Source organism: Massilia sp. METH4 (assembly GCF_037094685.1).
In the GTDB taxonomy this organism is placed as follows: Bacteria; Pseudomonadota; Gammaproteobacteria; order Burkholderiales; family Burkholderiaceae_D; genus Rugamonas.
Genome location: NZ_CP146614.1, coordinates 4800890 through 4827191, shown reverse-complemented (window position 1 = coordinate 4827191; position 26302 = coordinate 4800890). Strand labels below are relative to the sequence as shown.

Sequence of the window (26302 nt, the reverse complement as noted above, 5' to 3'; positions counted from 1 at the left end):
ATTTCAGATCAGGCCGATCCGCTCCACGCAGGCGCACGAGGCGCCTTTCGCCCGCAGGGCCTCGCGCCAGCCCGGCGGCAGCGCGGGCTCCCAGGCGGCCGGCAATAGCACCCGGTCGCCGGCCGCCGCTTCGGCCAGGATCAGCGCCAGCTTCGCCTCGTGCCCCGCCACGCTGTCGACCTGGCCGGCATGCCAGGCCGCCGAAGTGCCGGTCGCGATCAGCCGGCCGCGCGGCACGAAGTCCCGGCCACGCGCCAGCCGGTCCGCCATTACCAGCGCCAGCTGGTAGGAATCGCCCGTGAAGCGCGGCACGCCGAAGCGCACGGCCGTGCGCCAGCGGCCCAGGGCGCGGCCATCGAAATGCCGGGCGCCGGCCAAAGCCTGGCGCACGGCCAGCTGCACGGCGGCGTCGACGCCGGGAACCGCGATCCGGTCTTCCTCCTCGCCTTCCTCGCCCCCCTCGCTACCCCCGCCGCCGGCCTCCAGCCCGGCCAGCGGGCTGACACTGACCTCGACCCAGGCCAGTGCATCGTTGACACCGCCGCTGTGCAGCGGGAACCAGGCGCGCACGGACGAGACGGCGGCCGCCGGATCGGCATGCCCCGCCAACGCCCCCAGGTGCGGCAGGCCGCCGCCGCCGAGCAGCACGTCCGGCCCGGCCGGGAGCACGGCTGGCGCATCGTGGCCGTCCACGCGGCCCAGTTGCCAGGCGTCGGACCAGCCCAGCGCGCACGGCACGGCCACCCCGGCGGCGGGCCGCCACAGGCCGCGTGCCATCCGGTCGGCCAGCACGGCCGCCAGCTCCCAATTGCGCTCGCCGCCTCCCGGCACGCCGTCGATGCCCAGCACGACCTGCACGCGGCTGTCGAAGCGCGCTTCCGTCAGCCGCGCGAGGCGCACCACCTCCTGCATGCGCTCGGCCAGCGCGGGCGCGCCGGGTACGGCGCATTTCACGTCCGCCCGGTTGGCGCGCGGGCGCACGGTGGCGGTGATGGTGAACTCCCGGCCGTCGCGCAGCACGGTGCGGCACGTCGCATTCATGGCAAGGGCTCCCCGCGCTCATCGGTGGCGTGGCCGCGCCGTGCCACCAGGTTGAAGGCGAGGTTGCAGAGGATGCGGTCCAGTTCGTCGTCGCCGCCACCCGCCCCCTTCATGCGCGCCAGCAGCGCCCACAGCTCGTCCAGCGCCCGCATGGCGGCCGCCGCGGCCGAGGCCAGCCGCCGGCGTTCGTCCGGCGCCCGGGCCAGCCCGGGCGCCGACCAGGCCAACGCGGGCATCGTGTTCACATCCAGCGCCGCCAGCGCCAGCCGCTGGAGCTGTGCCTGCCGGGTGGCGAAATCGGGCGCCGGCAGCTGCCGCAGCGTGCGCGACGCGTCGGGCAGTTCCAGGAACAGGCGGCGCAGGGCGACGGCATCGTCGGGCTCCCCGCGCGCAAGCGGCGCGGGAGCAGGTGCCGGTTCCTCGTGCGGTGCCATCGCGGCGGCGCGGCCGCGCAACACGGCGGCGAAATCGACGTCCGCCAGCTCCACGGGCACGCAATCATCCACCGTGATGCCGAAGCGCGTGTAGAGCAGCTCGTCCAGCCCGGCCCGGAAGGCGTGCCACTCGTCCAGCGAGGTACAGGGTGGCAGCTCGACCGTGCCCTGCTCCAGCGCGGCGCGCAGCGCCGCTTCCAGGCGGGCGGCCAGGTCCGCCAGCGCCAGGCTGGCGGCCTGGCCGGCCACTTCGCTGAACAGGAACAGGTCGAACCGCTGGCGCGGCAGCCGCGGGTCCGGCGTGTCGACCACGAAGGCCAGCCGCAAGCCCACTTCGGGCGCGGCGGCGAACGGCACCAGCTCGACCGTGTGCGGGCCGGGCAGGAACCACCACGCCGTTTCGCCCTTCGCCGGCGCGGCCGCCTTGCCGTTGAACGCGACGGGCCGCCGCGCCTGCCCGTCGGCGGCGAAGTAGACGACCTGGGCGCCCGGCGGCACATGGCCGTCGCCGCAGCGGGCGGCAACGGCCACGCCGGGTTCCCGCAACGATGGCTCGCGCTTTTCGTTCATCGGTGGCTCATTCTCCTCATGTTCTGCTCAGGCCAGCGCCGTCACGGCAAAGGTGGCGCCGTGTCGCTGGAAGTGCTCGGCCGGCGTTTCCTCGAACGGCCACGGGCGTTCGCACTCGCCGTCCGCATCCAGCCGGCCTTGCATCACGATGCCGCCGGCACCGTCGGTCACGCGCAACAGCGTGCGTTCGCGCAGCAGCGCCGCGGCCGGCGGCGCGGCCACGTCCACCGCAAGCACTACCTGCCAGAGCGTGCCTTCGGGCACGAAATGCAGGGTCCACAGGCCGTCGTCGGTCGTCAGCGCCGGCAGCTCTCCGCTGTCGGCGGCGCGCAGCATGCCGGTCGAGGCCTGCCACGCGCCGCGCCGGCGCGCCAGCGCCAGGTGACGGAAGCGCCGCAGCGTGACGGGCGAGCCGTTCAGCGCGGCCAGCTCGCCCGCGGAGAGGGGCCGCGTGCCGTCCAGCGCGGCCAGCAGCGTGGCGTCGGCCAGCATCAGCCGGTCGCCCGGCACCGCGCGGGCCAGCAGCAGCCGCTCGCGCAGCTTTGCATCAAGATTCATCATGTTCTCCAATGGGGCGCCCGCCGCCGTGCATGCCCTGCATGCCATACAGGCGGTCGAGCGCCGCGTTGCGCCGCTGGCGCAGCGTGGGCACGGACATGCCGCCCCGCTGCGCCAGCCGTTGCAGCGTCGGCAGTTCGCCCGTGTCCTCGTCCAGCCAGTCGTCGGGATAGCTGTCGTCAACCGGGCCCAGCAGTTTCAGGCAGACGGCCTGCCGCACCGGCAGCGTTTCCTCGTGTAACGATGCCAGGGCGACCGCCGTGCCCGGCGAGGCAATATAGCCGGGGGCCGGGCAAAATTCCCCGATCTCCTCATCGTCCGGGAGTGGCAGGATGCGGTCCGGCGCCTCCGTCGCGCCGGCCGCGGCGGCCACGCGGTCCAGGTCTTCCAGCCAGGCCGCTGTATCGCCTTGGTCGTGACGCCAGTCCTGGCCGTCGCGGTTGGCCGAGAGTTCCTCGTAGTCGCCGATCTCGACGAGCATCGCGCCGATCTTCTGCGGGCTGTTGCGCAGGCTGGCGAAGCGCTTGGACTTGGTGTGCAGCGGGCCGGGAGCGCCCGTGAACCGTTCCAGCGTCTCGCTCCAGTTGATCACCCACGCCGCCCTGCACTGGGCGATCGACTTCAGCTGCCGCACCTCGATGGGAAAGCCGTCCGGCTCGCGGCCGAGGATCGCGGCGACCTGCTGCGCGGTACCGGGCCAGCCGGCGAACACCTGGGCGATGGCGGCGTAAGCCATGTCGAGCATGCGGTAAGTGTAGATGCGGTTGGCCGTGCACGGCTGGCCGGTGGCGGCCTGGTAGTTGTCGGCATCGGCCTTGTCGCGCAGCGTGGCGAACATGTCGTTGACCTTCTTGCGCAGCAGCGCGTCGCCGGCCGCGTGCTGCCAGAACGGCCCGGCCTTCGCATGCTCGGCCGCGATGGCACCGGCGAAGGCGGTGAAGAATGCCGGCTGCGCCTGCAGTTCGAACAGCAGCGCGAGCGCCAGGTCGCCCACGCTGTCGCCATAGCTGTTGCCCGGCGCCGCGCCGCGCAGCGATTGCCCCGCGCCGCGCAAGGCATGGGCCACCGCGTCCGTGTACCAGTCCAGCATGGCCGCGTGCCGGGCCGGGTCGAGCAGGTGCGCCAGCTCGCACTGCCGGAAGGCGACGAGCGAAGCATGGCCGAGGAGTTTCCTCACTTGTTCCCAGCCGGGTTCCTGGTAGCGCGTTCCTGGCAGCCTCATCATGCGTCCCTGGCCACCGGGTTGCCGGAGATCGGCGGGCCTGCGGTGGCCATTCTCGCATCATGCCATGGTTGAGCAGATTTCAATCGTTCGTGGATGCTGCCATTTCACCTCCTATTCGGGCTACCTGCAACGGAAGCAAGGCTCGGACGCTGCTGGCGCCGACGGCTACCCAAAAGCCAAAGCTGGGGTTAAACCCGACGGTTTGAGCCTGGATGTTAGCGCTGGGTTTCGCTTTGGCCCGCCAGCGCGGCGAGGATGGCGGCGATGGCGGGGGCCGCGTGCCTGCCCCCCGTGCCGTCGGAATGGCTGGCATAGACGGCGAAGGCGAGCCGGTGCCGCTGGCCCGGCAGGGTTCCCGGTTCCAGCCAGCCGGTGAACCACACCGTGGCGCTGCCGGTCCCCGTGGGCGCCGTGCCGGTCTTGCCGTACAGGCCGGCGCGCACCTGGCGCGGCAGCGCGCCGAAGGCGCCCGCCGCCGTGCCGGCGTCGATCACGCCTTTCATGCCGGCGCGGATGCGGTCGAGCCGTACTTCCAGCTTCTGGGGGCGCGGGTCGGCGGCGGCGCGGCCATCCAGCTCGAGCAGCAGGCGCGGCGCAACGGTGGCGCCCTGGCCGATCGCGCCGGCGGCCAGCGCCATCTGCAAGGGCGTGGCCTGCATACGCAAGCCGATGCTCATCTGGCGCAGCTCGTGGCGCGTATGGATCGGATCGATCCGCGCGGGCGTCGCCTGCAAGGCATCGTAGTCGCCCCAGCGGAAGTCGCGCGGCAGCAGGCCGCCGTCGAGGCGCAGCGGCCGTTCGAAGCCGAGCCGGCGCGCCGCCGCCAGGATGGGCCGGGCATCGTCCAGCGCGCCCGTCTCGAGCGGCTGCACGCCGGGCGCGCCGCCATCGGCCCGGCCGAACAGCGTGCGGTCGGACAGCTCCCCGGTCCAGGCGAACCACGTGTTCAGGCTGTACGTGAGCGCCTGCGCCAGGCCGAGCCGCCCCTCGTGCGCACGCCGGTCGATGCCCTGCTCGCGGTAGTTGGTCACGTAGGCGCCGCGCGCCGCCGCCGGGTAGGTCGGCGCGCCGGTCGCGAAGTCGAACCCCAGCTCGCGCGCCGCCGCATTGATGGCCGGCAGCGACGGGCCGGCCAGCAAGGCATCGAGCCGCCGGTCGCCGCGCGCGGCCAGCTCCAGGCCCAGCGCGCTGACGACCTTGAACGTGGAACCGGGACTGTGGTGCGCGCCGCCGTCGTGCTGGAAGGCCGGCAGCCGCAGCGCGCTGTCCGCCGGGCTGGCGCGGTCCAGCGCCTGGGCTTCCGCCCAGTTGCCGGCATCCACGTGCGGCTGGCCGGCCCCGGCGGCGGCCAGGATATCGCCATTTTCCGCGTCAAGCATCAGCACCCCGGCCTTGCGGCCCGGCGGCGGCGCGCTGCCACCTTCGCACATGCCTCCCTGCCAGCGCCCGCGCCGCAAAGCCACGCAGTCGAGCACGCGCTGCGCCAGCGCCTGCACGGGCAGGTCGAGCGACAGGCGCGCGTGGCCGCCGCCGGCGCGCGCCAGCATGCCGGCGATGCCGGATGCGTGGCCGGACCCAAGGCCGAGCAAGGGCGCGAGGCCCGCCGCGGCGGCCGCGCCGCTCGTGGCGTCATCGGCCCATAACGTCGTCCCGTGGCGATCGGCAAGGAGCGCCGGGGCCGCCCCGCCGCGCGGCGAGGCGGCCGGCGCCGGCTTGGCCAGCGGTTGCCAGACAATCCGGTTCGCCACCACGCGCAGGTGGCGATACTGCCGGTCGCCCGGCCGTTCGAACGTGCGCGCATCGAGCGGCTGCACGGTCAGCACGATGCGCCGGGCGCCCGGCCGCGGCGCCAACTGCAATCGCTGCACATCGTCCGGCGCCGTGCACGCGCGGCCGTCGCATGCCGGGTACGCATGCACGATGGCGCCCTCCACGGCGGACAGGCGACCGGCCAGCAGCAAGGTGAGGGGCGCGTCGCCGGGCTGTCGCGGCAGGTCGAGCGCGAGCCGGGCGGTGGCTGCGGTACCAGGCAGTGCGGCCAGCCGCGTCCACGGCTGCCAGCCCTGCGGCAGGGCGGCGAACAGCCGGGCCGCCTGCGGCGGCGGAGCGTCCGTCACCGGGCCTTCCGCCTGCCAGCGCGACGGGTCGCCCGCGCGCACGCGCCACGCCAGCAGGGCGCGCTCGCTGTTGTACAACGCCACCTGCTGGCGCACGTAGCTGCCGTCGGCCTGGCGGTACAGGCGGCGCAGCAGGCTGGCAGTGGCGGCGTCGAGGCGCACCTGGCGCCACGCGCCCAGGTCCGCCGCGCGCAAGGCCGGCGCGGCGGCGCGCCAGGCCGGCAGGTCCGGCGGGGCGAGCAGGATGGCACCATCGTCCGCCAGGCGCACCAGGCCGTGCGCCTGCAGGGCCGCGAACAGCGCCTCGTCTTCCAGTTCCGGCGCCGGCAAGGAGGCAACCGTGTAGCTGCCGGGTGCCAGCCACGCCGTGGCGGCGGCACCGCTCGCGGCCACCGCCGTCACCAGCGCCCTGCCCTGCGCGGCGGCGTCGGGCTGGTACAGCCGCGCCACCAGCTCGCCGGCGCGCGCGCACTCCGCCGCCGGACGGCGCACCACGTGCAACGCGCCGCCTTCCCAGGCCAGCCAGCCTTCGTCGCGCAATGCCACCCGGCCCGCCGCGCCGCGCACGATGCCTTCGCCGCCATCGCCGAGCCAGCGCGCCGCCGCGCCGGTCCACGTCAATTGCAGCGGCAGACCGGCATGGCCGGCCAGTTTCACCTGCGGCATCGCCGCCGTCGCCTTCGATCCTTGCGCCACCAGCAAGACGTTACGCACCGCCAGGCGTCCCGCCGCAGTGCGTTCCCATTGTTCGACGTCGGCTAACCGGTGCCCCAGCCGCAGTGGCAGCAGCCGGCCGGAGGCGTCGGCCATCTGCCGGCACAGGTCGACGCGCACCGGCAGCCCGGCCCGCATCCGGCTCGCCACGACGATGGCGCCGCCGGGCTGCGGCAGCATCGCCACGCCCGGCGCCGCCGGCACGGTGAAGCGCGCGCCGGGCACCAGCGGTTGCAAGAGGGTTGCCGCGCGCAGCGCGTCGCCTTCCGCCTTCGTTCCCGCGGCCTCGCCCAGCCTCAGCGCATGCGCAGCGAGCAGCGCCCCGCCAGCCACCACGAGCACCGCCGCGCCGACCAGGCCCCACGGCACCGCACGCGGACCGCGCAGGTTCCTGCCGCGGCGCCAGGCGCGGCGGCGTTCTTCGACGAGTTGGATCAACCGTTGGCTCATGCGGCCGGCTAGCGGGGGGAGATGGAAAGAATCACCACCGCCTCTGCAGCTTCGGTGTCGGACATCATTTCCTGGACGCCTCATCCAGGAAATGGTGTCCGACACTGGTTTTCGTTCGCGCTTGCCTCTTAAGAACCCCGGTGACGTACACTTTTTCCGGAAACTGCCCCGGAAAAAATGTCCGACACCAGCTACGGTTACCGCCCCGATACACAAGCGAAACAAGCCGTAGCAAACTCTGCGCCATTTGTAAGAATCTGAAATCGCTTTTCTCGTGCGGAAACGGGCGCGCTATAGTGCATTCAACGGGGCGCCAGGCGGCCCGCCAGCAGATAACAGATCCCTTGCGGAGAGAGAAATCATGATCAGGACATCATTCATCGCAGTAGCGGCCATCGCCTTCGGCGCCGCGGCGTTCGCCCCCGCGCCGGCCCTGGCCCAGGTAGACGTGAACATCGTCATCGGCTCGGCGCCGCCACCGCTGCGGTGGGAAGCGCAACCGCCGCCGCGCCACGGTTATGTGTGGGCGCCCGGCTACTGGGACTGGAACGGCCACCGCCACCTGTGGATGGACGGGCGCTGGCTGGCCGAGCGGCCCGGCTATGTGTACGCGCCGCCGCGCTGGGTCGAGTACGACGGCCGCTGGCGCTACGAGCAGGCGCGCTGGAACCGCTTCGGCCCGCGCGGCGACCTCGATCGCGACGGCGTGCCGAACCGCTTCGACCGCGACCGCGACGGCGACGGCCGGCCGAACTGGTCGGATCGTGACCCGAACCACTACAACCGGCGCTACGAGCGCGGCTATGACCGGGGTTATGATCGCGGCTACGACCGGGGCTACGGCCACGGCGGCCAGGCCTACTACGGCCACGGCCCGCGCCGCGACCAGGACCGCGACGGCATTCCGAACCGCCACGACCGCGACCGCGACGGTGACGGTGTGCCGAACCGTTATGACCACCGCCCGGAGAATCCGTGGCGGCGTTAACAGCAACAGCAAGACAAAAATGCCATCCGCGCGGATGGCATTTTTTTTCGAACCGTCCCGGCGCGCTGTAGAATCGGCGCTTTTTCGCGCCGCCCGATGACCAGCTCCCCCACTCCCCGCGCCCTCGCCCAGGCCCGCGCCGCCGCCGAGAAGCTGGCGCGCCGCGCGGTAGCGGCCTCGCCGCTGCTGTGGCGCGGCTGGTTCGACGGCTCGGCCACGCCGAATCCCGGCCGCATCGGAATCGGCGCAGTGCTGGTGGGCCCGGCGGGAGAACGGATCGAGATCAGCCGCCGCGTGGGCGTCGGCAGCAGTGGCGACGCGGAATACCTGGCGCTGATCGCGCTGCTGGAAGCGGCCGTGGCGGCCGGTGCGCGCGAGCTCGCCGCGTATGGCGACAGCCAGGTGGTGGTGCAGGATGTGCTGATCGAAGGAATGCCCGGCGCGCGCGGGCTGGAAAGCTACCGCGCCCAGGCGCTCGGCCTGATGGCCCGGCTGGACAGCGTGGCGGTGCGGTGGCTGCCGCGGCACCGCAACGGGGCCGCCGACGCGCTGTCACAACAGGCGATCGGCGGCGCCTGAGGATCAGGCGGCCAGGCGCTCGACCAGGCCCATCTCCTCGCTCGACATCAGGCGGTCGATGTCCACCAGGATCAGCATGCGCTCGTCGATCGTGCCCAGGCCGACAATGTGTTCCGTGTTCAGCGACGAACCGATGTCCGGTGTCGCCTTGATCTGGTCCGGCGTCAACGTCGTCACGTCGGATACGGCGTCGACCACCATGCCGACCGTGCGGCCACCAATGTTCAGGATGATCACGACGGTGAACGGGCCGTATTCCGGCGTGCCCAGCGCGAAACGGATACGCATGTCCACGATCGGCACGATGGTGCCGCGCAGGTTGATCACCCCCTTCACGTAGTCCGGCGCGCTGGCGATCCGCGTGGGCGCTTCGTAGTTGCGGATCTCGCTCACTTTCTGGATATCGATGCCATATTCTTCCTTGCCCAGGGTGAAGGCGAGGTACTCGGCCGGGCTGTGAACGCTGGCATTGCTGCTGACGGTATCGGTCATTGTTGTTCCTGTTGATGTACGGCTAAACGATGCGAAATGTTACCTCAGGCCAAGTTTCGATGCACCAGAAATTCCACAAGGCAACAACAATAGTCCAAAAAATTGCTCAAATTACAGCAAAAGCGTTTCATTCGTGGCACAATGCATCGATTGCCGTATTGATCAGAACATGACAACAATGAATCCCTCGCTGGCCAGCTGGCAGCCGAAGCTGGTCGCGATCGCGGCCGCCATGCCCGGAGACGATGGCGCGCACGACACCAGCCACCTGCACCGCGTGTGGCGCAATGCCACGGCGCTGCTGGCCGAGCATCCCGATGCCGACGCGCTCGTGGTGCTCGCGGCCTGCTACCTGCACGATATCGTCAACCTGCCGAAGAACCACCCGGAGCGGCACCTGGCCTCGCGGCATGCCGCCGTGCAGGCGGTGCGCGAGCTGGAGGCGGCCGGCTTCCCGGCCGGTTTGCTGCCCGGCGTCGCCCACGCGATCGAGACGCACAGCTTCTCGGCCGGCCTCACGCCCACGACCATCGAGGCGAAGATCGTGCAGGATGCGGACCGGCTGGACGCGCTGGGCACCGTCGGCCTGGCGCGCATGTTCTACACGGCTGGCCGGATGGGTTCCGGCCTGGCGCATCCCACCGACCCGGCCGGGCTGCACCGCCCGCTGGACGACAAGGCCTATTCTCTCGACCACATCGCCGTGAAGCTGGCCACGCTGCCCGGTACGATGCAGACGGCGGCCGGCCGCCGCCTCGGCGAGGAGCGCATGCGCGCGCTGATGGCGTTCCGCGAGCAGTTCGTGGCGGAGTGGGCGCAGCCCGCGTAAGGCCATGGCATTCCGGCCGGCACACGCGCTCCTGCTTGCCCTGCTCGGCACTGCGGCGCACGGCGCGCATGCCGATGGCGAAGGCCACGTACGGGCGGTACGCGAACGCACCGATATCGTCATCCGCGCCGACCACACGCTGGAACAGACGGTCGACTACACGTGGCGCGCCATCGACGCGGCGGGCGCCGGCACGCTCGGCCAGCAATACGTGAACTGGGATGCACGGCGCCAGACGCTGGAGCTGCTCGCGGCGGAAACCATTTCCGCCGACGGCGCAACGATTCCCGTCGACCCGGCGGCGATCCAGGTGCAGGAAGGCATACTGGGCGGCGTGTCGTTCCCGGAAAAGCGCCTCTTGCAAGTGACATTCCCACGGCTGGCGGCCGGCGACGCGATCCGGCTGCGCTACCGCCTCGTGCAGAACGTGCCGGAACTGCCGGGCGGCATGTCGCACGTGATGTTCCTGCAGGACGACGTGATCCGCGACGACAGCGAGATCACCGTGCGCCATGCCGCCGCGCTGCCCCTGAAGGTGGCGCAGTACGGGCTGGCCCAGGAAGCGGCCGTGGAGGGCTCCGAACGCGTGCTGCGCTGGCGCTATCGCAGTACCGGCACAGCCACCGCCGAACCGAACGCGGCCAACGGCTGGCGGCGCACGCCGCACCTGATGCTCTCCACCTTCGCCGACTGGCAGGCGGTGGCCGGCGCCTACGAACGGGGCGCGGCCCCGAAGGCGGCACTGACGCCGGCGATCCGCGCGCTGGCGAAGGAAGTGGCCGGCGAGGCCGCCGCACCCCGGGAACAGGCGCGCCTGCTGTACGACTGGGTGCGCGCCAACGTGCGCTACGTGGCCAGCTACGTAGGCGATGGCGGGTGGGTGCCGAACGATGCCGCCACGGTGCTGGAGCGCCGCTATGGCGATTGCAAGGACCACGTGGTGCTGCTCGAAGCGCTGCTCGCGGCGCGCAGCATTGCCGCGTCACCGGTGCTGCTGCGCGCCGATGGCGAAAACTTCACGCTGCCGGACATTCCCGTGATGTGGTTCGACCATGCGATCAGCTACCTGCCCGCGCTCGACATCTACCTCGACGCGACCGACGACGCGATGCCGTTCGGCCTGTTGCCCGACAATGACGCGGGCAAGCCCGCACTGGCCACCCGCCTCGCGCCGGCGCTGCGCCGCACGCCGCTCCCGGACCCGGCGAGCATGCGGGTGGAGCGCAAGGTCACGCTGAAGGTGGCGCTGGACGGCTCCGCCGAACGCGTGACCGACATCGTCGGCCATGGCCGCAACGCCGTGGCGGTGCGGCAGTTCATCGACGGCGTCGCCGCCGCCGGCACGGCCGACTGGGTGCGCCGCACGATGGCCGCCAACGGTTACGAAGGCGACGGCAGCGTGGAAGCCCTTCCCCAGGCCGGGCCGGGGGTGCTGGGCGTGCGCTACACGGAGCGCATCCGCAACTACGTCAGCCAGCCGGAAGCCGGCGTGCTCTCCTTCCTGCCCGGCATGAACGGCCCGGTGCCGCTGGCCGGTTTCGCCGGCCGCTTCACGGAAAGCGCGCGGCAGTACGACGCGCGCTGCGAACCGTTCGCCGTGGAAGACAGCATGACGATCGAGCTGCCGCCCGCCATGCAGGTGCTGTATGTGCCGAAGAACCTGTCGATCCGGCAGGACAACGTGGACTACCAGGCGACTTATTGGCGCGACGATTCGCGTGACGATTCACGCGACGGCATGCGCTACCACCTTGCCCGCCGGGTGGTCGCCGGCAATCCGCGCGGCTGGTGCACCCCGCAGGAATACCAGGCGCTGCGGCCCGCGATGAACCGCATCAGCCGCGCCATGCATGGCCGGCTGGTGTTCGTGCTGAACGATACCGAGGTGGCCGCGGCCGCCGTCAAACCATGAAAGACGTCGCTCCCGACACCGCCGCGCCGCCCAAGGCGGTGAACCTCAACTTCGTACTGCTCTGCGTGTTCATCGACATGCTCGGCGTCGGCCTGATCATCCCCGTGCTGCCCGTGCTGGTGGGCGAGTTCGTGGGCGCGCGCGAGCAGCAATCGCTGTGGTATGGCTTGCTGGGCGCCACCTTCGGCCTGATGCAGTTCCTGTTCATGCCGATGCTGGGCGCGCTGTCGGACAAGGTCGGCCGGCGCCCCGTGCTGCTGTACTCGATGGCCGGCATGGCGCTGAACTTCCTCGTCACGGCATTGGCGGCGAACCTGGCGTGGCTGCTGGTTGGCCGCGTGATCGGCGGCATGTCGGCGGCCAGCATGTCGGTCGCCTCGGCCTATGCCTCGGACATTTCCACGCCGGACAATCGGGCGAAAAGCTTCGGCAAGATCGGCGCCGCCTTCGGGATGGGCTTCATCGCCGGCCCCATGCTGGGCGGTGTGCTGGGCGGCATCGACCTGCACCTGCCGTTCTACGTGGCGGCCGGCATGTCGGCGGCCAACTTCATCTACGGCTGGTTCTTCCTGCCCGAATCGCTGCCGCCGGAACGGCGCGGCGCGTTCGCGCTGCACAAGCTCAACCCCGTCGGCGGGCTGGTGAAACTGTGGCGCCGGCGCGCCACGCGCGGCCTCGTGATCGTGTTCGCCCTGGTCGCACTGGCGCAGACGATGCTGCACACCACGTGGGTGCTGTACACGACGTTCCGTTTCGGCTGGTCGACCACGCAGAATGGCGTGGCGCTGTTCTGCGTGGGCATCGCATCCGTGCTCGTGCAGGCGTGGCTGCTGGGCATCCTCATGAAACGCTTCGGCGAGGTGCGGCTGTCGCTGCTGGGGCTCGGTTCCGGCGCCATCACCTACCTGCTGTATGGCCTGGCCACCGAGGGCTGGATGATGTATGTGCTCATCCTGTGCAACCTGCTGGCCTTCGCGGCGGGGCCGGCGCTGCAGGGCATCATCTCGAAGGCCACGCCGCCCACCGAGCAGGGCGAGTTGATGGGGTCCCTGCACGCGATCAACAGCGTGGGCGTGGTCGTGATGCCGCTCGCCGGCGGCTTCCTGCTGGCGAAGGTGAGCCACCTGCCGCCATCGGACTGGCGCATCGGCGTCACCTTCTTCGTCAGCGCGGGCATGCAGGCCGTCGCCATCCTGTTCGCGCGCCGCTGGTTCCGCGACCACCATCGCACGCTGTGACCCTTCAGGCGGCGCAGGCCTCGGCCAGCAGCACCGGCCGCGACCTGGGCCTCGATACCCCCGCCTCGATCGCCGCCGCCACCGCCGCCGCGCCGCCCGGCACGTCCGGCGCGACGACGGTGACCTCGATCGACGGCTCCTCTTGCCGCAGCGCCGCGGAAATCGCCTGCACTGCGTGGGCCGTGGCGCCCTGCACTGCCGCGCCGGCACCGGGCGCGGCAGCCGAAGCCAGGTTGACGACGTGGCCTCCACCGGCCCGCTGCATGAGCGGCAGCACGGCCGCGATCGCGTACAGGGCGCCGCGCACGTTCACATCCAGCATGCGGTCCCATTCCAGCAGCTTCAGGGTATCGAGGCGGGACGGTGCCGCGACGCCGGCCGCGTTGACCAGCACGTCCACCCGGCCGAACTTCGCGAAGGCGGCCAGCACGAAGGTCTGCGCGTCGTCCGCGTCGGTCACGTCCACCACGTGGCAGTCGGCGCTGCCGCCGGCGGCGCGGATTTCAGCGGCCAGCATCACCAGCCGCTCGATGCGGCGCGCGCCCAGTACCACGTGATGGCCCTCCTCGGCCAGCCGGCGCGCCGCCGCCGCGCCGATGCGTCCCGTGGCGCCGGTGATCAGGACGATTTTCTGTTCCACCATCTGATTCTCCTGGCTGATCGGTTGCGAGATCGACAGTGTAGGCCGGGCGCCGCGCGGCGGATTGCGGGAAGGTTTCGAATCATTGCCTGATCCTCCACGCGATGCCAATTTCGCCGCCGATCGCGGCATAATCGGTGCCGAAAACGATGGAGGACACATGATGGCAATGGCGACCACTGAGCGGCAGGCGCGGATGGTGGAGCTGATGGGCGTGCTGGCGCCGGACGAAGGCTATACGCTGTGCGCACTGCCCGGCGTGAAGTTCATGCGAGCGCACTCGGTACGCCCGCGCAGCCCGGCGCTGGTGGAGCCGTGCATCGTCGTCGTCTGCCAGGGGCACAAGCGGGGCTACCTGGGCGGCGAGGCGTTCGACTACCACGCGCAGCAATTCCTCGTGCTGTCCGTGCCGCTGCCGTTCGAAGGCGAGACCGTGCGCGCCAGCGCGGCCGAACCGATGCTGGCGATCTCGATCCCCATCGACCTGCAACTGGCCGCCGAGATCGCCCTTGCCGTCGACGAGGCGCAGCCCGGCAATACGCCGCCGCCGCCGGCGCCGCGCGGCATCATGGCCTCGCACCTGGACGATGCGCTGGGTGACGCCGTGCTGCGCCTGCTGCAGGCCCTCACGTCCCCGGTCGAGACGCGGCTGCTGGGCCAGGGCATCCTGCGCGAGATCCTGTTCCGCGTGCTCACCGGCGAACAGGGTGGCGCGCTGCGCGCCGGCCTCGCCCACCAGACGCAGTTCGCCAAGATCGGCAAGGCACTGCGGCGCATCCACAGCGACTACCACCGGCCCATCGACGTGGCCACCCTCGCCCGCGAAGCGGGCATGAGCCAGGCCGCCTTCCACGCCGGCTTCAAGGCGGTGACGACGACGTCGCCGATCCAGTACCTGAAGTCGACGCGGCTGCACAAAGCGCGCTTGTTGATGGTGCAGGATGGCGTGACGGCCGCCACCGCGTGCGGGCGCGTGGGCTACGAGAGCACGTCGCAGTTCTCGCGCGAGTTCAAGCGCTTCTTCGGGCGCACGCCGGTCGAGGAAGCGCGCGAGATGCGCAGCCTGCTGGCGCAGGCGCCCGGGGGACGCGGGTCGCCATACGTCAGCGCGCCGTAGCTGGCGGTAGAGAAAACCTGTGTCTGACACCATTTTTCTGCGAAAAATGGTGTCAGACACAAATGATCATCGCCGCCAGCAGCAAGCCTCGGTGTCGGACACCATTTCCCGCAGGGAAATGGTGTCCGACACCGGTTTTCCCGTGAGGCTACCGCTGGCCGGCCGGCACCACCGGCAACTCGATCGCACTGCGCAACTCGCCGGTGCGATAGATTCGCTGCGTCGCCTTCACATAATCCCTCGGCTGTGCGTGAAAAATATTGGCCACATAGCGCTGCGGATTGCGGTCGTACAGCGGGAACCAGCTCGACTGGATCTGCACCATCAGCCGGTGGCCCGGCAGGATCACGTGGTTCACGTTCGGCAGCGCGAAGCGGTAGCGTTCCGGCTTGCCGGCGGCGACGGGCTCGGGATGCTCCAGGCTGTTGCGGTAGCGGCCGCGGAAGATATCCATCGCCAGCGGCAACTGGTAGCCGCCCAGTTCTGGCTGCGACGGCACTTCGTCCGGGTAGACGTCGATCACCTTCACGACCCAGTCGGCATCCGTGCCGGACGTCGAGGCGAACAGGTTCACCACGGGCGCGCCGGCCAGTTGCATGGGCGCCTTCAGCGGCTCTGATACGTAGGTCAGCACGTCCGGCCGGTCCGCGACGAAGCGCTGGTCGCTGACCAGCCACGGGCGCCACACTTCCGGGTCGCCCATCCGCACCGGGCGCGGCACGAACGGTACCGGCTTCGCCGGGTCGGACACGTATTCGTCGAAGCCATCGGCGGACGCGGCGGGCGCCGTGAACGAGAGCTTGAAGCCGTCGTGCAGGTAGACGGTCTGCGCGGGCGCCGGGCAGCCGCTGGCGCAGGCCAGCGGCCAGCGTTGCAGCCGCTGCCAGCGGTTGCTGCCGCTCTGGTAGGACAGCACCGGCGGCGTCTCCGCCTTCGGCGCGCCATCCTTCAGGTACTGGTCCAGGAACGGCTGCATCACGTCGCGGCGGAATTCGAGCGCCGTGTCGCCGGTGAACTTCAGTGCACCCAGCGAGGAGCCGTCGTAGTTGACGCCGCTGTGGCGCCACGGTCCGACCACCAGGTAATTGAGGTCGTTGTTCCGGTCCTGCGGTTCGAGCGCCTCGTACACGGCGTAGGCGCCATAGATGTCTTCCTGGTCCCACTGGCCGACCACCGTCATCGTCGGCACCTTCAGCTTGCGCGCGCCCAGCAGCCGGTCCAGCGCCTGGTGCTGCCAGTAGCTGTCGTAGGCGGGGTGTTCGAACAGCTTCTTCGTGTAATTGAGCTTGTCGAGCCCGAACTGGCGCGCATAGCCGGCGGCCGACCCGCCGCGCAGCACGCCCTCGTAGTCGTCGTAGACGCCGGTGGGCAGCGCTTCGCCGCGGCCGCGCACAGTGGTCTGGCTGGCGATATAGGCCAGCGTGGGCATGCGGAAGGCGCCGTTGTGGAACCAGTCGTCGCCGCGCCAGCCGTCGACCATGGGGCTCATCGGCACCGCCACTTTCAGCGCCGGGTGCGGGTCGGCCAGCGCCATCAGCACGGTGAATCCTTCGTACGAGGAACCCAGCATGCCTACCTTGCCATTCGATTCGGGCACGTTCTTCACCAGCCATTCGATGGTGTCCCAGGCGTCGGTGGCATGGTCCGTCTTCGTACCGTTCAGGGGGCCGCGCAGCGGGCGTGTCATCACGTAGTCGCCGTCGGAACCGTACTTGCCGCGCACGTCCTGGAACACGCGGATGTAGCCTTCCCGCACGAACGTCTCGTCGCCCTGCGGCAGCGTGGCAAGCATGCTGGGGCTCTTGTTGCGCTGGGTGCGGCCGGCCGCGTTGTATGGCGTGCGGGTCAGGATGATCGGCGCATTCTTCGCTCCCTTCGGCACCACGATCACCGTGTACAGCTTCACGCCGTCGCGCATGGGGATCACGACTTCGCGCCTGACATGGTCGGCCGCGTCCGCGGGCACGGCGAACCTGGTGCCGATATCGGGCGCCATCGGCGGCGTCTGCGCCACGGCGTTCGGCGCGATCAGGGACAGGGCAAGTGCAAGGCGCAGCGGCATCGGTTCCTCCAGGGACAAAGATGGCCGATGGTACCCCGCTATTTCCTTTTAAGCAACGAAACAATTGCTTACAGAGAAGTTGGCTGTGGGAATAATGCAGTAACAAGTTCCGCCAATAATGGAGCCTACCGTTCACCACAAGGAGTACCAAATGAAAAAACTGCTGATCGCCGCGATGTTCGCCGCTTCGCTGGGTGCCGTCGGCGCGCCCGCGCTGGCCGCCACGGAAATCGTCGTCGTGCGCAAGGCGCCGCCGCCACCACGTCACGAAGTGGTGCCGCAGGCCCGCCACGGTTATGTGTGGACGCCCGGCTACTGGAACTGGAACGGTCACCGCTATGCATGGGTAAGAGGCAAGTACGTGAAGGCGCGCGCGGGCTACCACTGGGCCGCACCGAGCTGGCGCGAGCGCGACGGCCGCTGGCAATTGACGCGCGGCGCCTGGCAGCGCGGCGATCGCGACCACGATGGCATACCGAACCGCTACGACCGTCACCATGGGGTGGGCAGCGATCGTGGCGGCATCGCCAGCCGCCACGACCGCAGGATCGATAGCGATCGCGACGGCGTGCCGAACCGCCTCGATGCCCGGCCGGACAACCCGCGCCGTTACTGATGGCGGTGGCGGGCCTGTCTCGACGGGCCCGCGCCGAGCAACGCCCGGCGGGCCGGTTCACATGACGCGGATGAATTTGGCCACTGACGGAACCCCGGTCGCGTTCAGGACGAACAGCATGTAGTACCCGGGCGGCACCAGCGATGAGGATGACGGGATCGTCACCTGCACCGTGCGGCCGAGCGTTCGCGATGGCAGCTTGATCGCACGCTGGTGCATGTCGTTGCCATGCGTGGTTGCGCCTGGTGCGATCAGCATGGCGCCCGAAATCCTGGGGGTATCGGTCAGAATGGCAACCGCCTGCCCCCAGGTGACCGCCGGGGGAGCGAAAGTGATACGGGGACGGCTGCCCTTGAACAGGTAAGGCGGAGAGTAGACCTGGACGTGCTGCGCCGCGGTCGGTGACTTGTCCTGGTCGTCCTGCGCGAGCAATACCGTGGCGTCGGGCAGGAGGATGGCCGTGGAGTGATAGGCGGCTTGGACGGTGTGTGGCATCACCTTTACCCAGCTTCCGGTGGCGTCGGTGGGCGGCCTGGTATACAGCTCCGTGTCGAACACCGGATCGCCATAGGACGAGGTCGCGCTGTTGCCGCCGACGGTGAGCAATGTTCCGTCCGCCAAGATGACCGTATTCGAATTATGGCGCCGCTGCGCCCAGCGCGGAAACGCCTTCCATCCCGCTGCGGGGTTGGTACCGTCCAGCATCTCGATATCGCCCGTTACCGCGGGGCCCGCGGTCACGCCGCCGGCGACCAGCACGACCTGACGGACCGGCGTTACCGAGGCATCCGCGTAGACGAGTCCGTTCCCATAATCGTAATGCCACGCCTGCATCGGCGGAAGCGCACTCCAGCTCAACAGATCGACGTCCAGCAAGGAGCTGTTGTACCGGCCGGGGCCCGCCTGCAGCATGTCGCCCGACGCCAGCACGTACTGGAAAGGATAGAGACCGCTCGGGTTGTGCGGTGAAATTTCGGTGATGCTGCCATTCCCGTCCATATCCGGCGACGGCGTGAATATCTCCACCTGTTGGGTAACGTCGTTGCCCCCGTTCTCGTCATAGCCGCTCGTGATCACCACCCGGTCGTCGCCGAGCTGGGTGACGGTCGGATACCAGCGGCCGGTGATCATGTCCGGATACTGCCTGGTGAACGAAGCGTTGTTGGGATTGAACGTGTAGTGCGTCAAGGTGCCTTGCCATCCGCCCTGCCCCGGCTCGGCGGAGGGATCGGGATAGCGCAGGTTGCCGCCCGCGATATACACCCGCCCATCGCCCAGGATCGTCTGTCCGGCGCACCAGATGTTTTCCGGCGGCGTGATGGAGCGGCCGCTCCTCGTGGCTGGGTCCCACAGGTAGGCCACGCCGGTATTGGACCCGTTCGGATTACCCCAGCTGCCCGGCTCATAGGACCAGAACAGGACCTTGCCGTTGTGCAGCAGGACGGCGGTGACACCCGCCACGGGGATACGGATCGGTGAACCCCAGCGGCCCATCACATTGGCGGGTCTTACCGCGGCGGCGGAAAGGGCCGCCGGATCCACGGTACGGGCGGCTTCCAGTCCTTTCGCGGCCCGGCATTGTCTTCGGCGAGCGTCCGCATGCTCCGCCGCATGCCTTGCGCCCAGCACCGCCGTCTCGCGTTCCCGCAGGCGCGCCTCCGCGCGCGCATCGTTGCAAGCAACGGGAACGGACGGCGCCGCAAGCGCCGGAACACCGGGCGCCAGCGCCATGGCGCCGATTCCCATGCAGAGCAATGCGACCCGCGACTTCCCGTGCAAACTCGTCTTCTGCTGCGTTTCCATCGCTGCCTCCTTCAATCAGGTTTGCGCCAAGCCGGCTCGGCCAACATCAACGATGCCGTGGTGAGAGTCTTGCCATGACGCCGAGCGCCGCCCGGCAGAGTCGGACATGCCGTCCGATTTTCTCCTACAAGGTAGCAGTTCCCGAGAGGATAGCCAGCCGAACGTCGCGCCGCGTGCGCGCAAGGCGGGCCATCGCCACGCGCACATGGATGGGGCGCCGGTCCCTGGCTGCCTTGACAGCTCGGCATGAACCTGCGACCATCGCGGGATGATTTTTCCCCTATCGCATCCCTTTGTCCGCGCTTGTCACGGTCCCTGGTGGCGCCGCTCCACGTCGTGCGGCCCCCGTTTGAAGTGATGTGATTTCAATGACGCCGCCTCTGCCAAGGTGGCGTTTCGCATGGCGCATCGGGGCGGGGGCCAACCCGAAAGAAGCCTATGAGCCAGCCTGAAAACACCCCTGCCGCCTCTCCCGCTGCCACGCCTGCCGTGATCCTCACCGGCGACCGCCCGACCGGCCCGCTGCACCTGGGCCACTACGTGGGCAGCCTGCGCAACCGCGTCTCCTACCAGCACGAATACAAGCAGTTCATCATGCTGGCCGACTCGCAGGCGCTGACGGACAATATGGACGACATCGACAAGGTGCGCCGCAACGTGGTCGAAGTGGCGCTGGATTACCTGGCCGTGGGCATCGACCCGGCCAAGTCCACCATCCTGATCCAGTCGCAGATCCCGGAACTGGCCGAGCTCACGTTCTACTACCTGAACATGGTCACCGTGGCGCGGCTGGAGCGCAATCCCACGGTGAAAGCGGAAATCGTGATGCGCGGCTTCGAGCGCGACATTCCGGCCGGCTTCCTCACCTACCCTGCTTCGCAGGCGGCCGATATCTCGGCGTTCAAGGCCACCATCGTGCCGGTCGGCGAAGACCAGATCCCGATGATCGAGCAGACCAACGAGATCGTGCGCCGTTTCAACCGGATCGCGAATCGCGACATCCTCGTCGAGTGCAAGGCCCTGGTGCCGGAAATCGGCCGCCTGCCGGGCATCGACGGCAAGGCCAAGATGAGCAAGTCGCTGGGCAATACCATCAACCTGGGCGCCTCGGCCGACGAGATCACGGCCGCCGTGAAGAAGGTCTATACGGACCCGCTGCACCTGCGCGTGCAGGACCCGGGCCACCTGGAAGGTAATGTGGCCTTCATCTACCTGGACGCCTTCGACCCGGACAAGGCGGCCCTCGAAGAAATGAAGGCGCATTATGTGCGCGGCGGCCTGGGCGACAGCATCGTCAAGAAGCGCCTGGAAGCCGTGCTGCAGGAGTTGCTGGGCCCGATCCGCGCACGCCGGGAAGAATACGCGAAGGACAAGGGCTACGTGATGCAGTTGCTGAAGGAAGGCACCGCGCGCGCCCGCGAAGTGGCGGCGCGGACGGCCGACGAAGTGAAGGCCGCGCTGGGCCTGAACTACTTCTGAGCCTCGTCGCCTCGCTGGTTGTGGCCGGCTGGTACGCGTGTACCAGCCTGGCCTGCTTCATCCTGTACGCCATCGACAAGCGCGCCGCGCGGCTGGGGCGGCGGCGCACGCCCGAGCGTACGCTGCTGCTGCTGGGGCTGGTGGGCGGCTGGCCGGGTGGACTGCTGGGCCAACGCCTCCTGCGGCATAAGTCGAGCAAGACATCGTTCCAGGTAAAGTTCTGGATCGGCACCGGCGTCCATCTCGCGCTGGCGACGGCGCTTGCGTACTACGCCGGCTGACACGACTGCGGCAGAAGAAGACCGGCGGCCGGAGCCGGCTCCTCCCGCTAAAATTCAGGTCCAGCGCGGCCGCAAACCTCCGCGCACCGATGTTGCTTCAAAAATGGGGACAGACCCCATTTTTCGGGCAACTATTTCATGGGTTACAACCCGCTCGGGTACGTCTCCGGTACCTCGTCCTGCTTCCACAGCGCCGACCGTTCCAGCGGCGGTAGCGCCGTGCTCCGGTCCACGTGAACCAGCGCATCGAACTGCTTCGCGGCGTCCGCGTAAAAATAATGGCTGTAGCGCTCCGACTCCGGCCGGTAGATCACGCCGATGGCGCGTTCCAGGTAGCGTGACGGCAGCCGCGCGAGCATGCTGTCGCGGCCGCGCAGCGGCAGCAGGAACTGGTCCATGCCGGTGGCGACCGACGTCTCATGCATCAGGCGTTCCACGCTGTCCGGGCGCGACGGCACCACGGGCTTGAGCTCCGCCGGACCATCCCATTCCGTGGCCGCCGTCACCGTGCCAGTATGCGTGGTAAATCCCAGCAGGAAGATGTCCTCCGGCCGGTAGCGTTCCCGCACCAGCTGGCCCAGGTTCAACTGGCCGTGCTCGCCCATCTCCGTGTAGCGCGCGTCGCCCAGGTGCGAATTGTGCGCCCACACGACGATCTTGCCGGGGCGCCCCGTGCGCTGGCTGATGTGCTCGCGCAGCGCTTCCAGCGTTTCCGCCATGTGCGAGTCGCGCACGTTCCACGATTCGTCGCGGCTCTGGAACATCGAGCGGTAGTAGGTTTCCGCGTTGCGCGCCACGCGCGCGTTCTGCTGTGCGTAGAACAGTTCGTCGGGCACCTGGCCGCCCAGCTGCTGGACGTACAGGTTTGCCTGGCGCGTCAGTTCCATCAATTGCCGCACCACTTCCTGTTCGCAGTGCGGCTTCATGCCGAACGACGTGGCGTAGCCGTAGCGCTGCGGGTCCTCGGCCATGTGGTCGATGCAGCCATAGCGCTGGCGCGCCCGCTCCGCCGCTTCCGGGTCTTCCTGGTCAAGGTAGGCGATCACCGCGTGCATCGATTGCTGCAGGCTGTACAGGTCGACCCCGTAGAAGCCCACCCGCCGCGCATTGCTCGCCACGTGCGCGTTGTGCTCGCGCAGCCAGTTCACCAGGTCGACGATTTCATGGTTGCGCCACATCCACTGTGGGAAACGCTTGTAGCCGGACAGCGCGCCCTCGGCCGTCATGTCGTCGCCGCCGTGCTGCACGTAGCGGGACACCCGCAGCGCATCGGGCCAGTCCGCCTCGACGGCGATGGCGTCGAAGCCCTTCTCCACGATCAGGCGCTTGCTGATTTCCGCGCGCAGGCGGTAGAACTCGCGCGTGCCGTGGGTGGCCTCGCCGAGCAGCACGATCGAGGCGTCGCCGATCGATTCGAGCAGATAGTCGATATCCTCGGCCGCCGTGAATGGCCGCGCCTCGCCCTTCAATGCAGCGATGATCTTCTTGTCTGTCATGATGGTCTCCTGCTTCCTGCTTGATCGAGTGGTCTGGCCACCATAGCGCACTCTGTGCGACACTGGCGCCCCTTAAAAAACGAGAACTGGATCGGCATCGGATGTGGACTGGCGTACTGTGCGGCCTGCTGGCCGGAGCGATGTGGGGCATGGTATTCATCGTGCCGGCGCTGCTGGCGGCCTTCTCGCCGCTGGAGCTGGCCCTGGGCCGCTACACGGCCTATGGCGCGATGGCCTTCGTGCTGCTGCTGCCCAAGCTCTCCGGCCTGGCCCACCGGCTGGACCGCGGCGACTGCGCGGCGCTGCTGCGCCACGCGCTGGCCGGCAACATCGTCTATTACATGCTGCTGGCAAGCGCCGTGAAGCTGGCCGGCGTGGCGCCCACGTCGCTGATCATCGGCATCCTGCCCGTCACGGTCACGCTGATGGGCCGGCACGATCACGGCGCCGTGCCGCTGGCGCGCCTGGCCCTGCCCCTGCTGGTGGTGGCGGCGGGCATCGCCTGCATCAATATCGACGTCTTCACGCATGCGCGGGAATCCGGCCGGCCGCTGTGGCAGACCGCCGTCGGCCTGGCATGTGCCGCCGGGGCCCTGCTGTGCTGGACCTGGTATGCCGTGGACAATGCCCGCTACCTGAAAGCCAATGCCCACTTCAGCAGCGCGGAATGGTCGGCGCTGTACGGCCTGTCCACCGGCATCATCGCGCTCGGCATCGCGGCCGCGACGTTCGCACTGCGGCATGAGGAGTTCATCGGTACGGCCACGGTCGCGGGCCGGCGCGACTGGGCATTGTTCTGGACCTGCAACGCGCTCCTGGCGCTGGGCGCCTCGGTGATCGGCAACCAGTTATGGAACGTGGCAAGCCGGCGCGTGCCCGTCACGCTGTCGGGCCAGCTGATCCTGTTCGAAACGCTGTTCGCCCTGCTGTACGGCTTCGTCTACCGCCAGGCCTGGCCACGACCGCTCGAGGCGGCGGCGATCGCCCTGCTCGTCGCCGGCGTGATGTGGTCGGTGCGCGTGCATGCGGCGGAAGAGGAACTCGCGCCGCAATGAATGGATCTGCGCTTCCCTAGTTCAGGTAGCCGCTGTCGGCCAGCGCATCCTGCACCAGTTCCAGGCGCAGGACAGGGTTGTCCTGGGCCAGCAGCAACTGCTTCTGCGCCAGATCGAGCTCGAGCAGTTCGCACCAGCGGTTCGCCACCCAGCCGCTTTCATCGAGGCGATACGGCGGGCTCATCGGCATTTGCGCCGGCGCCACGCCGCGCTGTTGCAGGGAACGGATCAGCGAACCGAGCGCGTTCGCCACGTCCTGCTGCTCGGCCGGCACGGGCACGGTCATGTCGTCCGGCAGGCGTTCGATGTCGGCCATCCACAGGCCATGCTTCAGTTGCTCGGCGGCTTGCACGCGGAAGCGCTGCGTGCCGAGGCAGGTGATGTGCATCAGGCCCGGCAGCGGCGCCGTCCAGTCGACGATGCGCGCGAGGGTCCCGATCGTCACGATCGCCTCCGCCTGGCCCGGCTTGCGCACTTCCTCGCCCTCGGCCAGCGCAACCACGCCGAATTCTTCCGACGACGCGATGCAGCGCTTGATCATGTCGAGATAACGCACCTCGAACACCTGCAGCGCGAGGCGGCCATCCGGGAACAGCACGGTGTTGAGTGGAAACAATGGAATCATGCGGCATCTTCGCACACATCCGGCGGGCGCGGCGCTCACCTGGCATCCGCCACCGCGCCGCCTATCATGGAAACTCACCCACCACGGAGGACACCATGCTGGCAAATACGGAAGCAATGGCGACGATCGCCGTACGCGATCTCGCGGCGGCGCGCACCTTTTATGGCGATACGCTGGGATTGCAGGAGAGTGCCACCGGCGGCGACGCCGAAGGCGAAGTCCTGTCTTATCTGAGCGGCAGTTCGCGGATCATGGTTTACCGGTCGCAATACGCCGGTACCAACGAAGCCACTTCAGCGACCTGGGCAACGGGCGACGAGATCGAGGAAATCGTGGCCGCGCTGAAAGCGAAAGGCGTGGCCTTCGAACATTACGAGATGCCAGGCTTGCGGCTGGAAGGCGATATCCATGTCGGCAATGGCATGAAAGTGGCCTGGTTCAAAGACCCGGATGGGAATATTCTGAGTATCACCGGGAATTGACAGGCAGGCGGCGGCATTTGCACAGGCGGCAGTGCCGTGTTCGGCATCGGTGCCGTCAACCGGGCGTTTCGTCATTACAGCATATATATGAGCAAACGCACGGGTACGGCGACCACCTGGAGCGGGCCGGAATCAGGAAGGCGCTATCGCGCTTTTCCCGATATTATCACCGGCGGAAACGGGCAGGTGGAACTCGCTTCGCAAAGTGAAGCAGCGGCGATGCGAAAGCCGCCTCGCCCGCCCGTTCTGCTGAATAAGCGCAGCCGGCCAGCGCGCCTTGGAGCACCTGACAAAACCCGCAGGGCAAGGCGCGGCGTCGAAGACAGTACACCTGTACGGCGAGACGCTGCAACGCAGCCATGGGGGTTTTGTTAGGCGCTCTTATTACAGTCCAGCACGCTTAATCCATGCATCGCCAGGTTCGCGGGCAACGCATGGGCCGGCTTATTGCTTGATCAGGAAGTCTTCCTTGTTACGGCCTTCCAGCCATTTCGGCGCACGGCCACGACCCGTCCAGGTCTGGCCCGTTGCGTCGTCACGATATTTCATCGGCACCGGGGCGCGCGTCTTGACCGGCTTGGCCGATTTGACGGCCGGACCCAGGTCGGCCAGCGTCAGGTTGTGTTCACGCATGATGGAGGCGATGCGCTCCTTTGCTTCCGCGATCTCGTTCCGGCGGGCCAATTCAGCCTGCTTCTGCAATTCGGCGATCTTGGCCTGGTATTCCTGGTAAGTCGTCATCTCTTATCCTTCGTAGGTGAAAAAGTGCCCGTGACAATCTGTGAGAATTCAATGTCCGCCAATTTACCATAAGACCGCGCGCGCTTTCCACAATTATTCACATTAAATGTGGTGTAAGCTTACGCGAGAATAAAATTTGTCCACTTAAACTCACAACCATGAATACCAACCCGCTAGCAGTGATTGCGCAGGATGCCCCGCCGCGCAGCAAGCCATCGTTGATGCCATCGCCGTTCGCCGAAATGACGGCGGGCCGGGTGAAGCAGCCTCTCGGCGATATATTCGGGCTGAAGAATTTCGGCGTAAACCGCTGCACGCTGGCGCCAGGGAGTATCTCGGCGTTGTTGCACCGGCATACGACGCAGGATGAATTTATTTATCTGCTTGCCGGCGAAGCAGTGCTCGTTACCGATGACGGTGAAATGGTGCTCGAGCCCGGCATGTGCGCCGGCTTCCCGGCCGGCGGCCGCGCGCACCGGTTGGAGAACCGTTCGTCGGCGGAGGTGGTATTCCTGGAAATTGGCGACCGCTCGCCCGGCGATACCGCGGTTTATCCACGCGACGACGTGGCCGCCGTATTCGAGGACGGCCATTGGCGGTTCACGCACAAGGATGGCACGCCGTATTAAGAGCGCCTAACAAAACCCGCAGGGCAAGGCGCGGCGTCGAAGACAGTACACCTGTACGGCGAGACGCCGCAACGCAGCCATGGGGGTTTTGTTAGGCGCTCTAAAGCAGGTGTGGGCCCCGCCCAGGGG

General features: G+C 68.6%; 24 protein-coding genes. 12 read left to right on the top strand and 12 right to left on the bottom strand.

Translation table 11 applies throughout. From position 1 onward, the window contains the following. Positions 1-3: 3 nt before the first annotated feature. The 5 genes from V6Z91_RS21280 to V6Z91_RS21260 form a co-directional block, all read right to left on the bottom strand. A complete protein-coding gene (locus V6Z91_RS21280) occupies positions 4-1041 on the bottom strand; it encodes a hypothetical protein (protein ID WP_338760824.1) in 1038 nt (345 codons plus the stop codon). Next, the gene (locus V6Z91_RS21275) at positions 1038-2045 is read right to left on the bottom strand and encodes a hypothetical protein (RefSeq protein WP_338760821.1); all 1008 of its coding nucleotides are present in this window, start codon (positions 2043-2045) and stop codon (positions 1038-1040) included. The genes V6Z91_RS21280 and V6Z91_RS21275 overlap by 4 nt, the downstream gene beginning before the upstream one ends. A gap of 27 nt (positions 2046-2072) precedes the next feature. Then, positions 2073-2606 (bottom strand): hypothetical protein, encoded by a 534-nt coding sequence (locus V6Z91_RS21270; RefSeq protein ID WP_338760818.1) that lies wholly within the window; start codon positions 2604-2606, stop codon positions 2073-2075. Next, positions 2593-3828 carry a hypothetical protein gene (locus V6Z91_RS21265; protein WP_338760815.1) on the bottom strand — a complete coding sequence of 412 codons (1236 nt, stop codon included), beginning with the start codon at positions 3826-3828 and terminating at the stop codon, positions 2593-2595. Before V6Z91_RS21265 ends, V6Z91_RS21270 begins: the two co-directional genes overlap by 14 nt. 215 nt (positions 3829-4043) lie before the next feature. After that, positions 4044-7109 carry a penicillin-binding transpeptidase domain-containing protein gene (locus V6Z91_RS21260; protein WP_338760812.1) on the bottom strand — a complete coding sequence of 1022 codons (3066 nt, stop codon included), beginning with the start codon at positions 7107-7109 and terminating at the stop codon, positions 4044-4046. A gap of 361 nt (positions 7110-7470) precedes the next feature. Here V6Z91_RS21260 and V6Z91_RS21255 point away from each other — a divergent pair, with 361 nt between their 5' ends. Both V6Z91_RS21255 and V6Z91_RS21250 read left to right on the top strand, forming a co-directional pair. Beyond that, positions 7471-8097, top strand: a complete 627-nt coding sequence (locus V6Z91_RS21255; protein ID WP_338760809.1) for a thrombospondin type 3 repeat-containing protein — start codon at positions 7471-7473, stop codon at positions 8095-8097. Between the two features lie 96 nt (positions 8098-8193). Then, on the top strand, positions 8194-8676 hold the full coding sequence (locus tag V6Z91_RS21250) for a ribonuclease HI family protein (protein ID WP_338760806.1): 483 nt from the start codon (positions 8194-8196) through the stop codon (positions 8674-8676). Positions 8677-8679: 3 nt separating this feature from the next. On the opposite strand, the gene V6Z91_RS21245 is transcribed toward V6Z91_RS21250, so the two are convergent. Continuing rightward, on the bottom strand, positions 8680-9168 hold the full coding sequence (locus V6Z91_RS21245; protein ID WP_338760800.1) for a chemotaxis protein CheW: 489 nt from the start codon (positions 9166-9168) through the stop codon (positions 8680-8682). Between the two features lie 178 nt (positions 9169-9346). On the opposite strand from V6Z91_RS21245, the gene V6Z91_RS21240 reads away from it, so the two are divergent. From V6Z91_RS21240 to V6Z91_RS21230, 3 genes are read left to right on the top strand one after another with little or no spacing between them, the layout of a single operon-like run. Beyond that, positions 9347-9997 (top strand): HD domain-containing protein, encoded by a 651-nt coding sequence (locus V6Z91_RS21240; RefSeq protein WP_338771984.1) that lies wholly within the window; start codon positions 9347-9349, stop codon positions 9995-9997. 4 nt (positions 9998-10001) lie between these two features. Continuing rightward, positions 10002-11909 carry a DUF3857 and transglutaminase domain-containing protein gene (locus V6Z91_RS21235; RefSeq protein ID WP_338760798.1) on the top strand — a complete coding sequence of 636 codons (1908 nt, stop codon included), beginning with the start codon at positions 10002-10004 and terminating at the stop codon, positions 11907-11909. Further along, positions 11906-13147 (top strand): TCR/Tet family MFS transporter, encoded by a 1242-nt coding sequence (locus V6Z91_RS21230; protein ID WP_338760795.1) that lies wholly within the window; start codon positions 11906-11908, stop codon positions 13145-13147. The genes V6Z91_RS21235 and V6Z91_RS21230 overlap by 4 nt, the downstream gene beginning before the upstream one ends. 4 nt (positions 13148-13151) lie before the next feature. On the opposite strand, the gene V6Z91_RS21225 is transcribed toward V6Z91_RS21230, so the two are convergent. Continuing rightward, positions 13152-13790 (bottom strand): SDR family NAD(P)-dependent oxidoreductase, encoded by a 639-nt coding sequence (locus V6Z91_RS21225; protein ID WP_338760792.1) that lies wholly within the window; start codon positions 13788-13790, stop codon positions 13152-13154. A gap of 157 nt (positions 13791-13947) precedes the next feature. On the opposite strand from V6Z91_RS21225, the gene V6Z91_RS21220 reads away from it, so the two are divergent. Beyond that, entirely contained in the window at positions 13948-14904 is a 957-nt protein-coding gene (locus V6Z91_RS21220) for an AraC family transcriptional regulator (protein WP_338760789.1), read from the top strand. A 148-nt stretch (positions 14905-15052) separates the two neighbouring features. On the opposite strand, the gene V6Z91_RS21215 is transcribed toward V6Z91_RS21220, so the two are convergent. Beyond that, entirely contained in the window at positions 15053-16966 is a 1914-nt protein-coding gene (locus V6Z91_RS21215; protein ID WP_338760786.1) for a CocE/NonD family hydrolase, read from the bottom strand. 151 nt (positions 16967-17117) lie between these two features. On the opposite strand from V6Z91_RS21215, the gene V6Z91_RS21210 reads away from it, so the two are divergent. Then, positions 17118-17582: a YXWGXW repeat-containing protein gene (locus V6Z91_RS21210; RefSeq protein ID WP_338760783.1), complete on the top strand. Its 465-nt coding sequence runs from the start codon at positions 17118-17120 to the stop codon at positions 17580-17582. A 57-nt stretch (positions 17583-17639) separates the two neighbouring features. On the opposite strand, the gene V6Z91_RS21205 is transcribed toward V6Z91_RS21210, so the two are convergent. Continuing rightward, complete coding sequence (locus V6Z91_RS21205; protein ID WP_338760781.1) at positions 17640-19385, bottom strand: galactose oxidase early set domain-containing protein; 1746 nt, start codon at positions 19383-19385, stop codon at positions 17640-17642. A 438-nt stretch (positions 19386-19823) separates the two neighbouring features. On the opposite strand from V6Z91_RS21205, the gene trpS reads away from it, so the two are divergent. Further along, a complete protein-coding gene (gene trpS, locus V6Z91_RS21200; RefSeq protein WP_338760778.1) occupies positions 19824-20864 on the top strand; it encodes a tryptophan--tRNA ligase in 1041 nt (346 codons plus the stop codon). A 20-nt stretch (positions 20865-20884) separates the two neighbouring features. After that, on the top strand, positions 20885-21145 hold the full coding sequence (locus V6Z91_RS21195; protein WP_338760776.1) for a DUF1294 domain-containing protein: 261 nt from the start codon (positions 20885-20887) through the stop codon (positions 21143-21145). Positions 21146-21288: 143 nt separating this feature from the next. Here the strand turns inward: V6Z91_RS21195 and V6Z91_RS21190 are convergent, their stop codons facing one another. Further along, positions 21289-22641, bottom strand: a complete 1353-nt coding sequence (locus V6Z91_RS21190) for an erythromycin esterase family protein (RefSeq protein ID WP_338760774.1) — start codon at positions 22639-22641, stop codon at positions 21289-21291. 101 nt (positions 22642-22742) lie between these two features. Between V6Z91_RS21190 and V6Z91_RS21185 the strand changes: the two genes are divergently transcribed. Further along, positions 22743-23696 carry a DMT family transporter gene (locus tag V6Z91_RS21185; RefSeq protein ID WP_338760772.1) on the top strand — a complete coding sequence of 318 codons (954 nt, stop codon included), beginning with the start codon at positions 22743-22745 and terminating at the stop codon, positions 23694-23696. A gap of 16 nt (positions 23697-23712) precedes the next feature. Here the strand turns inward: V6Z91_RS21185 and V6Z91_RS21180 are convergent, their stop codons facing one another. Continuing rightward, positions 23713-24321 (bottom strand): LON peptidase substrate-binding domain-containing protein, encoded by a 609-nt coding sequence (locus V6Z91_RS21180; RefSeq protein ID WP_338760769.1) that lies wholly within the window; start codon positions 24319-24321, stop codon positions 23713-23715. A 95-nt stretch (positions 24322-24416) separates the two neighbouring features. Between V6Z91_RS21180 and V6Z91_RS21175 the strand changes: the two genes are divergently transcribed. Then, positions 24417-24803, top strand: a complete 387-nt coding sequence (locus tag V6Z91_RS21175) for a VOC family protein (protein ID WP_338760767.1) — start codon at positions 24417-24419, stop codon at positions 24801-24803. A gap of 444 nt (positions 24804-25247) precedes the next feature. On the opposite strand, the gene V6Z91_RS21170 is transcribed toward V6Z91_RS21175, so the two are convergent. Next, on the bottom strand, positions 25248-25544 hold the full coding sequence (locus V6Z91_RS21170; RefSeq protein WP_338760764.1) for an H-NS histone family protein: 297 nt from the start codon (positions 25542-25544) through the stop codon (positions 25248-25250). A gap of 158 nt (positions 25545-25702) precedes the next feature. On the opposite strand from V6Z91_RS21170, the gene V6Z91_RS21165 reads away from it, so the two are divergent. Then, complete coding sequence (locus V6Z91_RS21165; protein ID WP_338760762.1) at positions 25703-26173, top strand: cupin domain-containing protein; 471 nt, start codon at positions 25703-25705, stop codon at positions 26171-26173. Positions 26174-26302 lie beyond the last annotated feature (129 nt).

Bases quoted from the DNA above. Each gene is read 5' to 3' on its own strand.
- V6Z91_RS21280 (WP_338760824.1), bottom strand. From the start codon at position 1,041: ATGAATGCGACGTGCCGCACCGTGCTGCGCGACGGCCGGGAGTTCACC.
- V6Z91_RS21275 (WP_338760821.1), bottom strand. From the start codon at position 2,045: ATGAACGAAAAGCGCGAGCCATCGTTGCGGGAACCCGGCGTGGCCGTT.
- V6Z91_RS21270 (WP_338760818.1), bottom strand. From the start codon at position 2,606: ATGATGAATCTTGATGCAAAGCTGCGCGAGCGGCTGCTGCTGGCCCGC.
- V6Z91_RS21265 (WP_338760815.1), bottom strand. From the start codon at position 3,828: ATGATGAGGCTGCCAGGAACGCGCTACCAGGAACCCGGCTGGGAACAA.
- V6Z91_RS21260 (WP_338760812.1), bottom strand. From the start codon at position 7,109: ATGAGCCAACGGTTGATCCAACTCGTCGAAGAACGCCGCCGCGCCTGG.
- V6Z91_RS21255 (WP_338760809.1), top strand. From the start codon at position 7,471: ATGATCAGGACATCATTCATCGCAGTAGCGGCCATCGCCTTCGGCGCC.
- V6Z91_RS21250 (WP_338760806.1), top strand. From the start codon at position 8,194: ATGACCAGCTCCCCCACTCCCCGCGCCCTCGCCCAGGCCCGCGCCGCC.
- V6Z91_RS21245 (WP_338760800.1), bottom strand. From the start codon at position 9,168: ATGACCGATACCGTCAGCAGCAATGCCAGCGTTCACAGCCCGGCCGAG.
- V6Z91_RS21240 (WP_338771984.1), top strand. From the start codon at position 9,347: ATGAATCCCTCGCTGGCCAGCTGGCAGCCGAAGCTGGTCGCGATCGCG.
- V6Z91_RS21235 (WP_338760798.1), top strand. From the start codon at position 10,002: ATGGCATTCCGGCCGGCACACGCGCTCCTGCTTGCCCTGCTCGGCACT.
- V6Z91_RS21230 (WP_338760795.1), top strand. From the start codon at position 11,906: ATGAAAGACGTCGCTCCCGACACCGCCGCGCCGCCCAAGGCGGTGAAC.
- V6Z91_RS21225 (WP_338760792.1), bottom strand. From the start codon at position 13,790: ATGGTGGAACAGAAAATCGTCCTGATCACCGGCGCCACGGGACGCATC.
- V6Z91_RS21220 (WP_338760789.1), top strand. From the start codon at position 13,948: ATGATGGCAATGGCGACCACTGAGCGGCAGGCGCGGATGGTGGAGCTG.
- V6Z91_RS21215 (WP_338760786.1), bottom strand. From the start codon at position 16,966: ATGCCGCTGCGCCTTGCACTTGCCCTGTCCCTGATCGCGCCGAACGCC.
- V6Z91_RS21210 (WP_338760783.1), top strand. From the start codon at position 17,118: ATGAAAAAACTGCTGATCGCCGCGATGTTCGCCGCTTCGCTGGGTGCC.
- V6Z91_RS21205 (WP_338760781.1), bottom strand. From the start codon at position 19,385: ATGGAAACGCAGCAGAAGACGAGTTTGCACGGGAAGTCGCGGGTCGCA.
- trpS (WP_338760778.1), top strand. From the start codon at position 19,824: ATGAGCCAGCCTGAAAACACCCCTGCCGCCTCTCCCGCTGCCACGCCT.
- V6Z91_RS21190 (WP_338760774.1), bottom strand. From the start codon at position 22,641: ATGACAGACAAGAAGATCATCGCTGCATTGAAGGGCGAGGCGCGGCCA.
- V6Z91_RS21185 (WP_338760772.1), top strand. From the start codon at position 22,743: ATGTGGACTGGCGTACTGTGCGGCCTGCTGGCCGGAGCGATGTGGGGC.
- V6Z91_RS21180 (WP_338760769.1), bottom strand. From the start codon at position 24,321: ATGATTCCATTGTTTCCACTCAACACCGTGCTGTTCCCGGATGGCCGC.
- V6Z91_RS21175 (WP_338760767.1), top strand. From the start codon at position 24,417: ATGCTGGCAAATACGGAAGCAATGGCGACGATCGCCGTACGCGATCTC.
- V6Z91_RS21170 (WP_338760764.1), bottom strand. From the start codon at position 25,544: ATGACGACTTACCAGGAATACCAGGCCAAGATCGCCGAATTGCAGAAG.
- V6Z91_RS21165 (WP_338760762.1), top strand. From the start codon at position 25,703: ATGAATACCAACCCGCTAGCAGTGATTGCGCAGGATGCCCCGCCGCGC.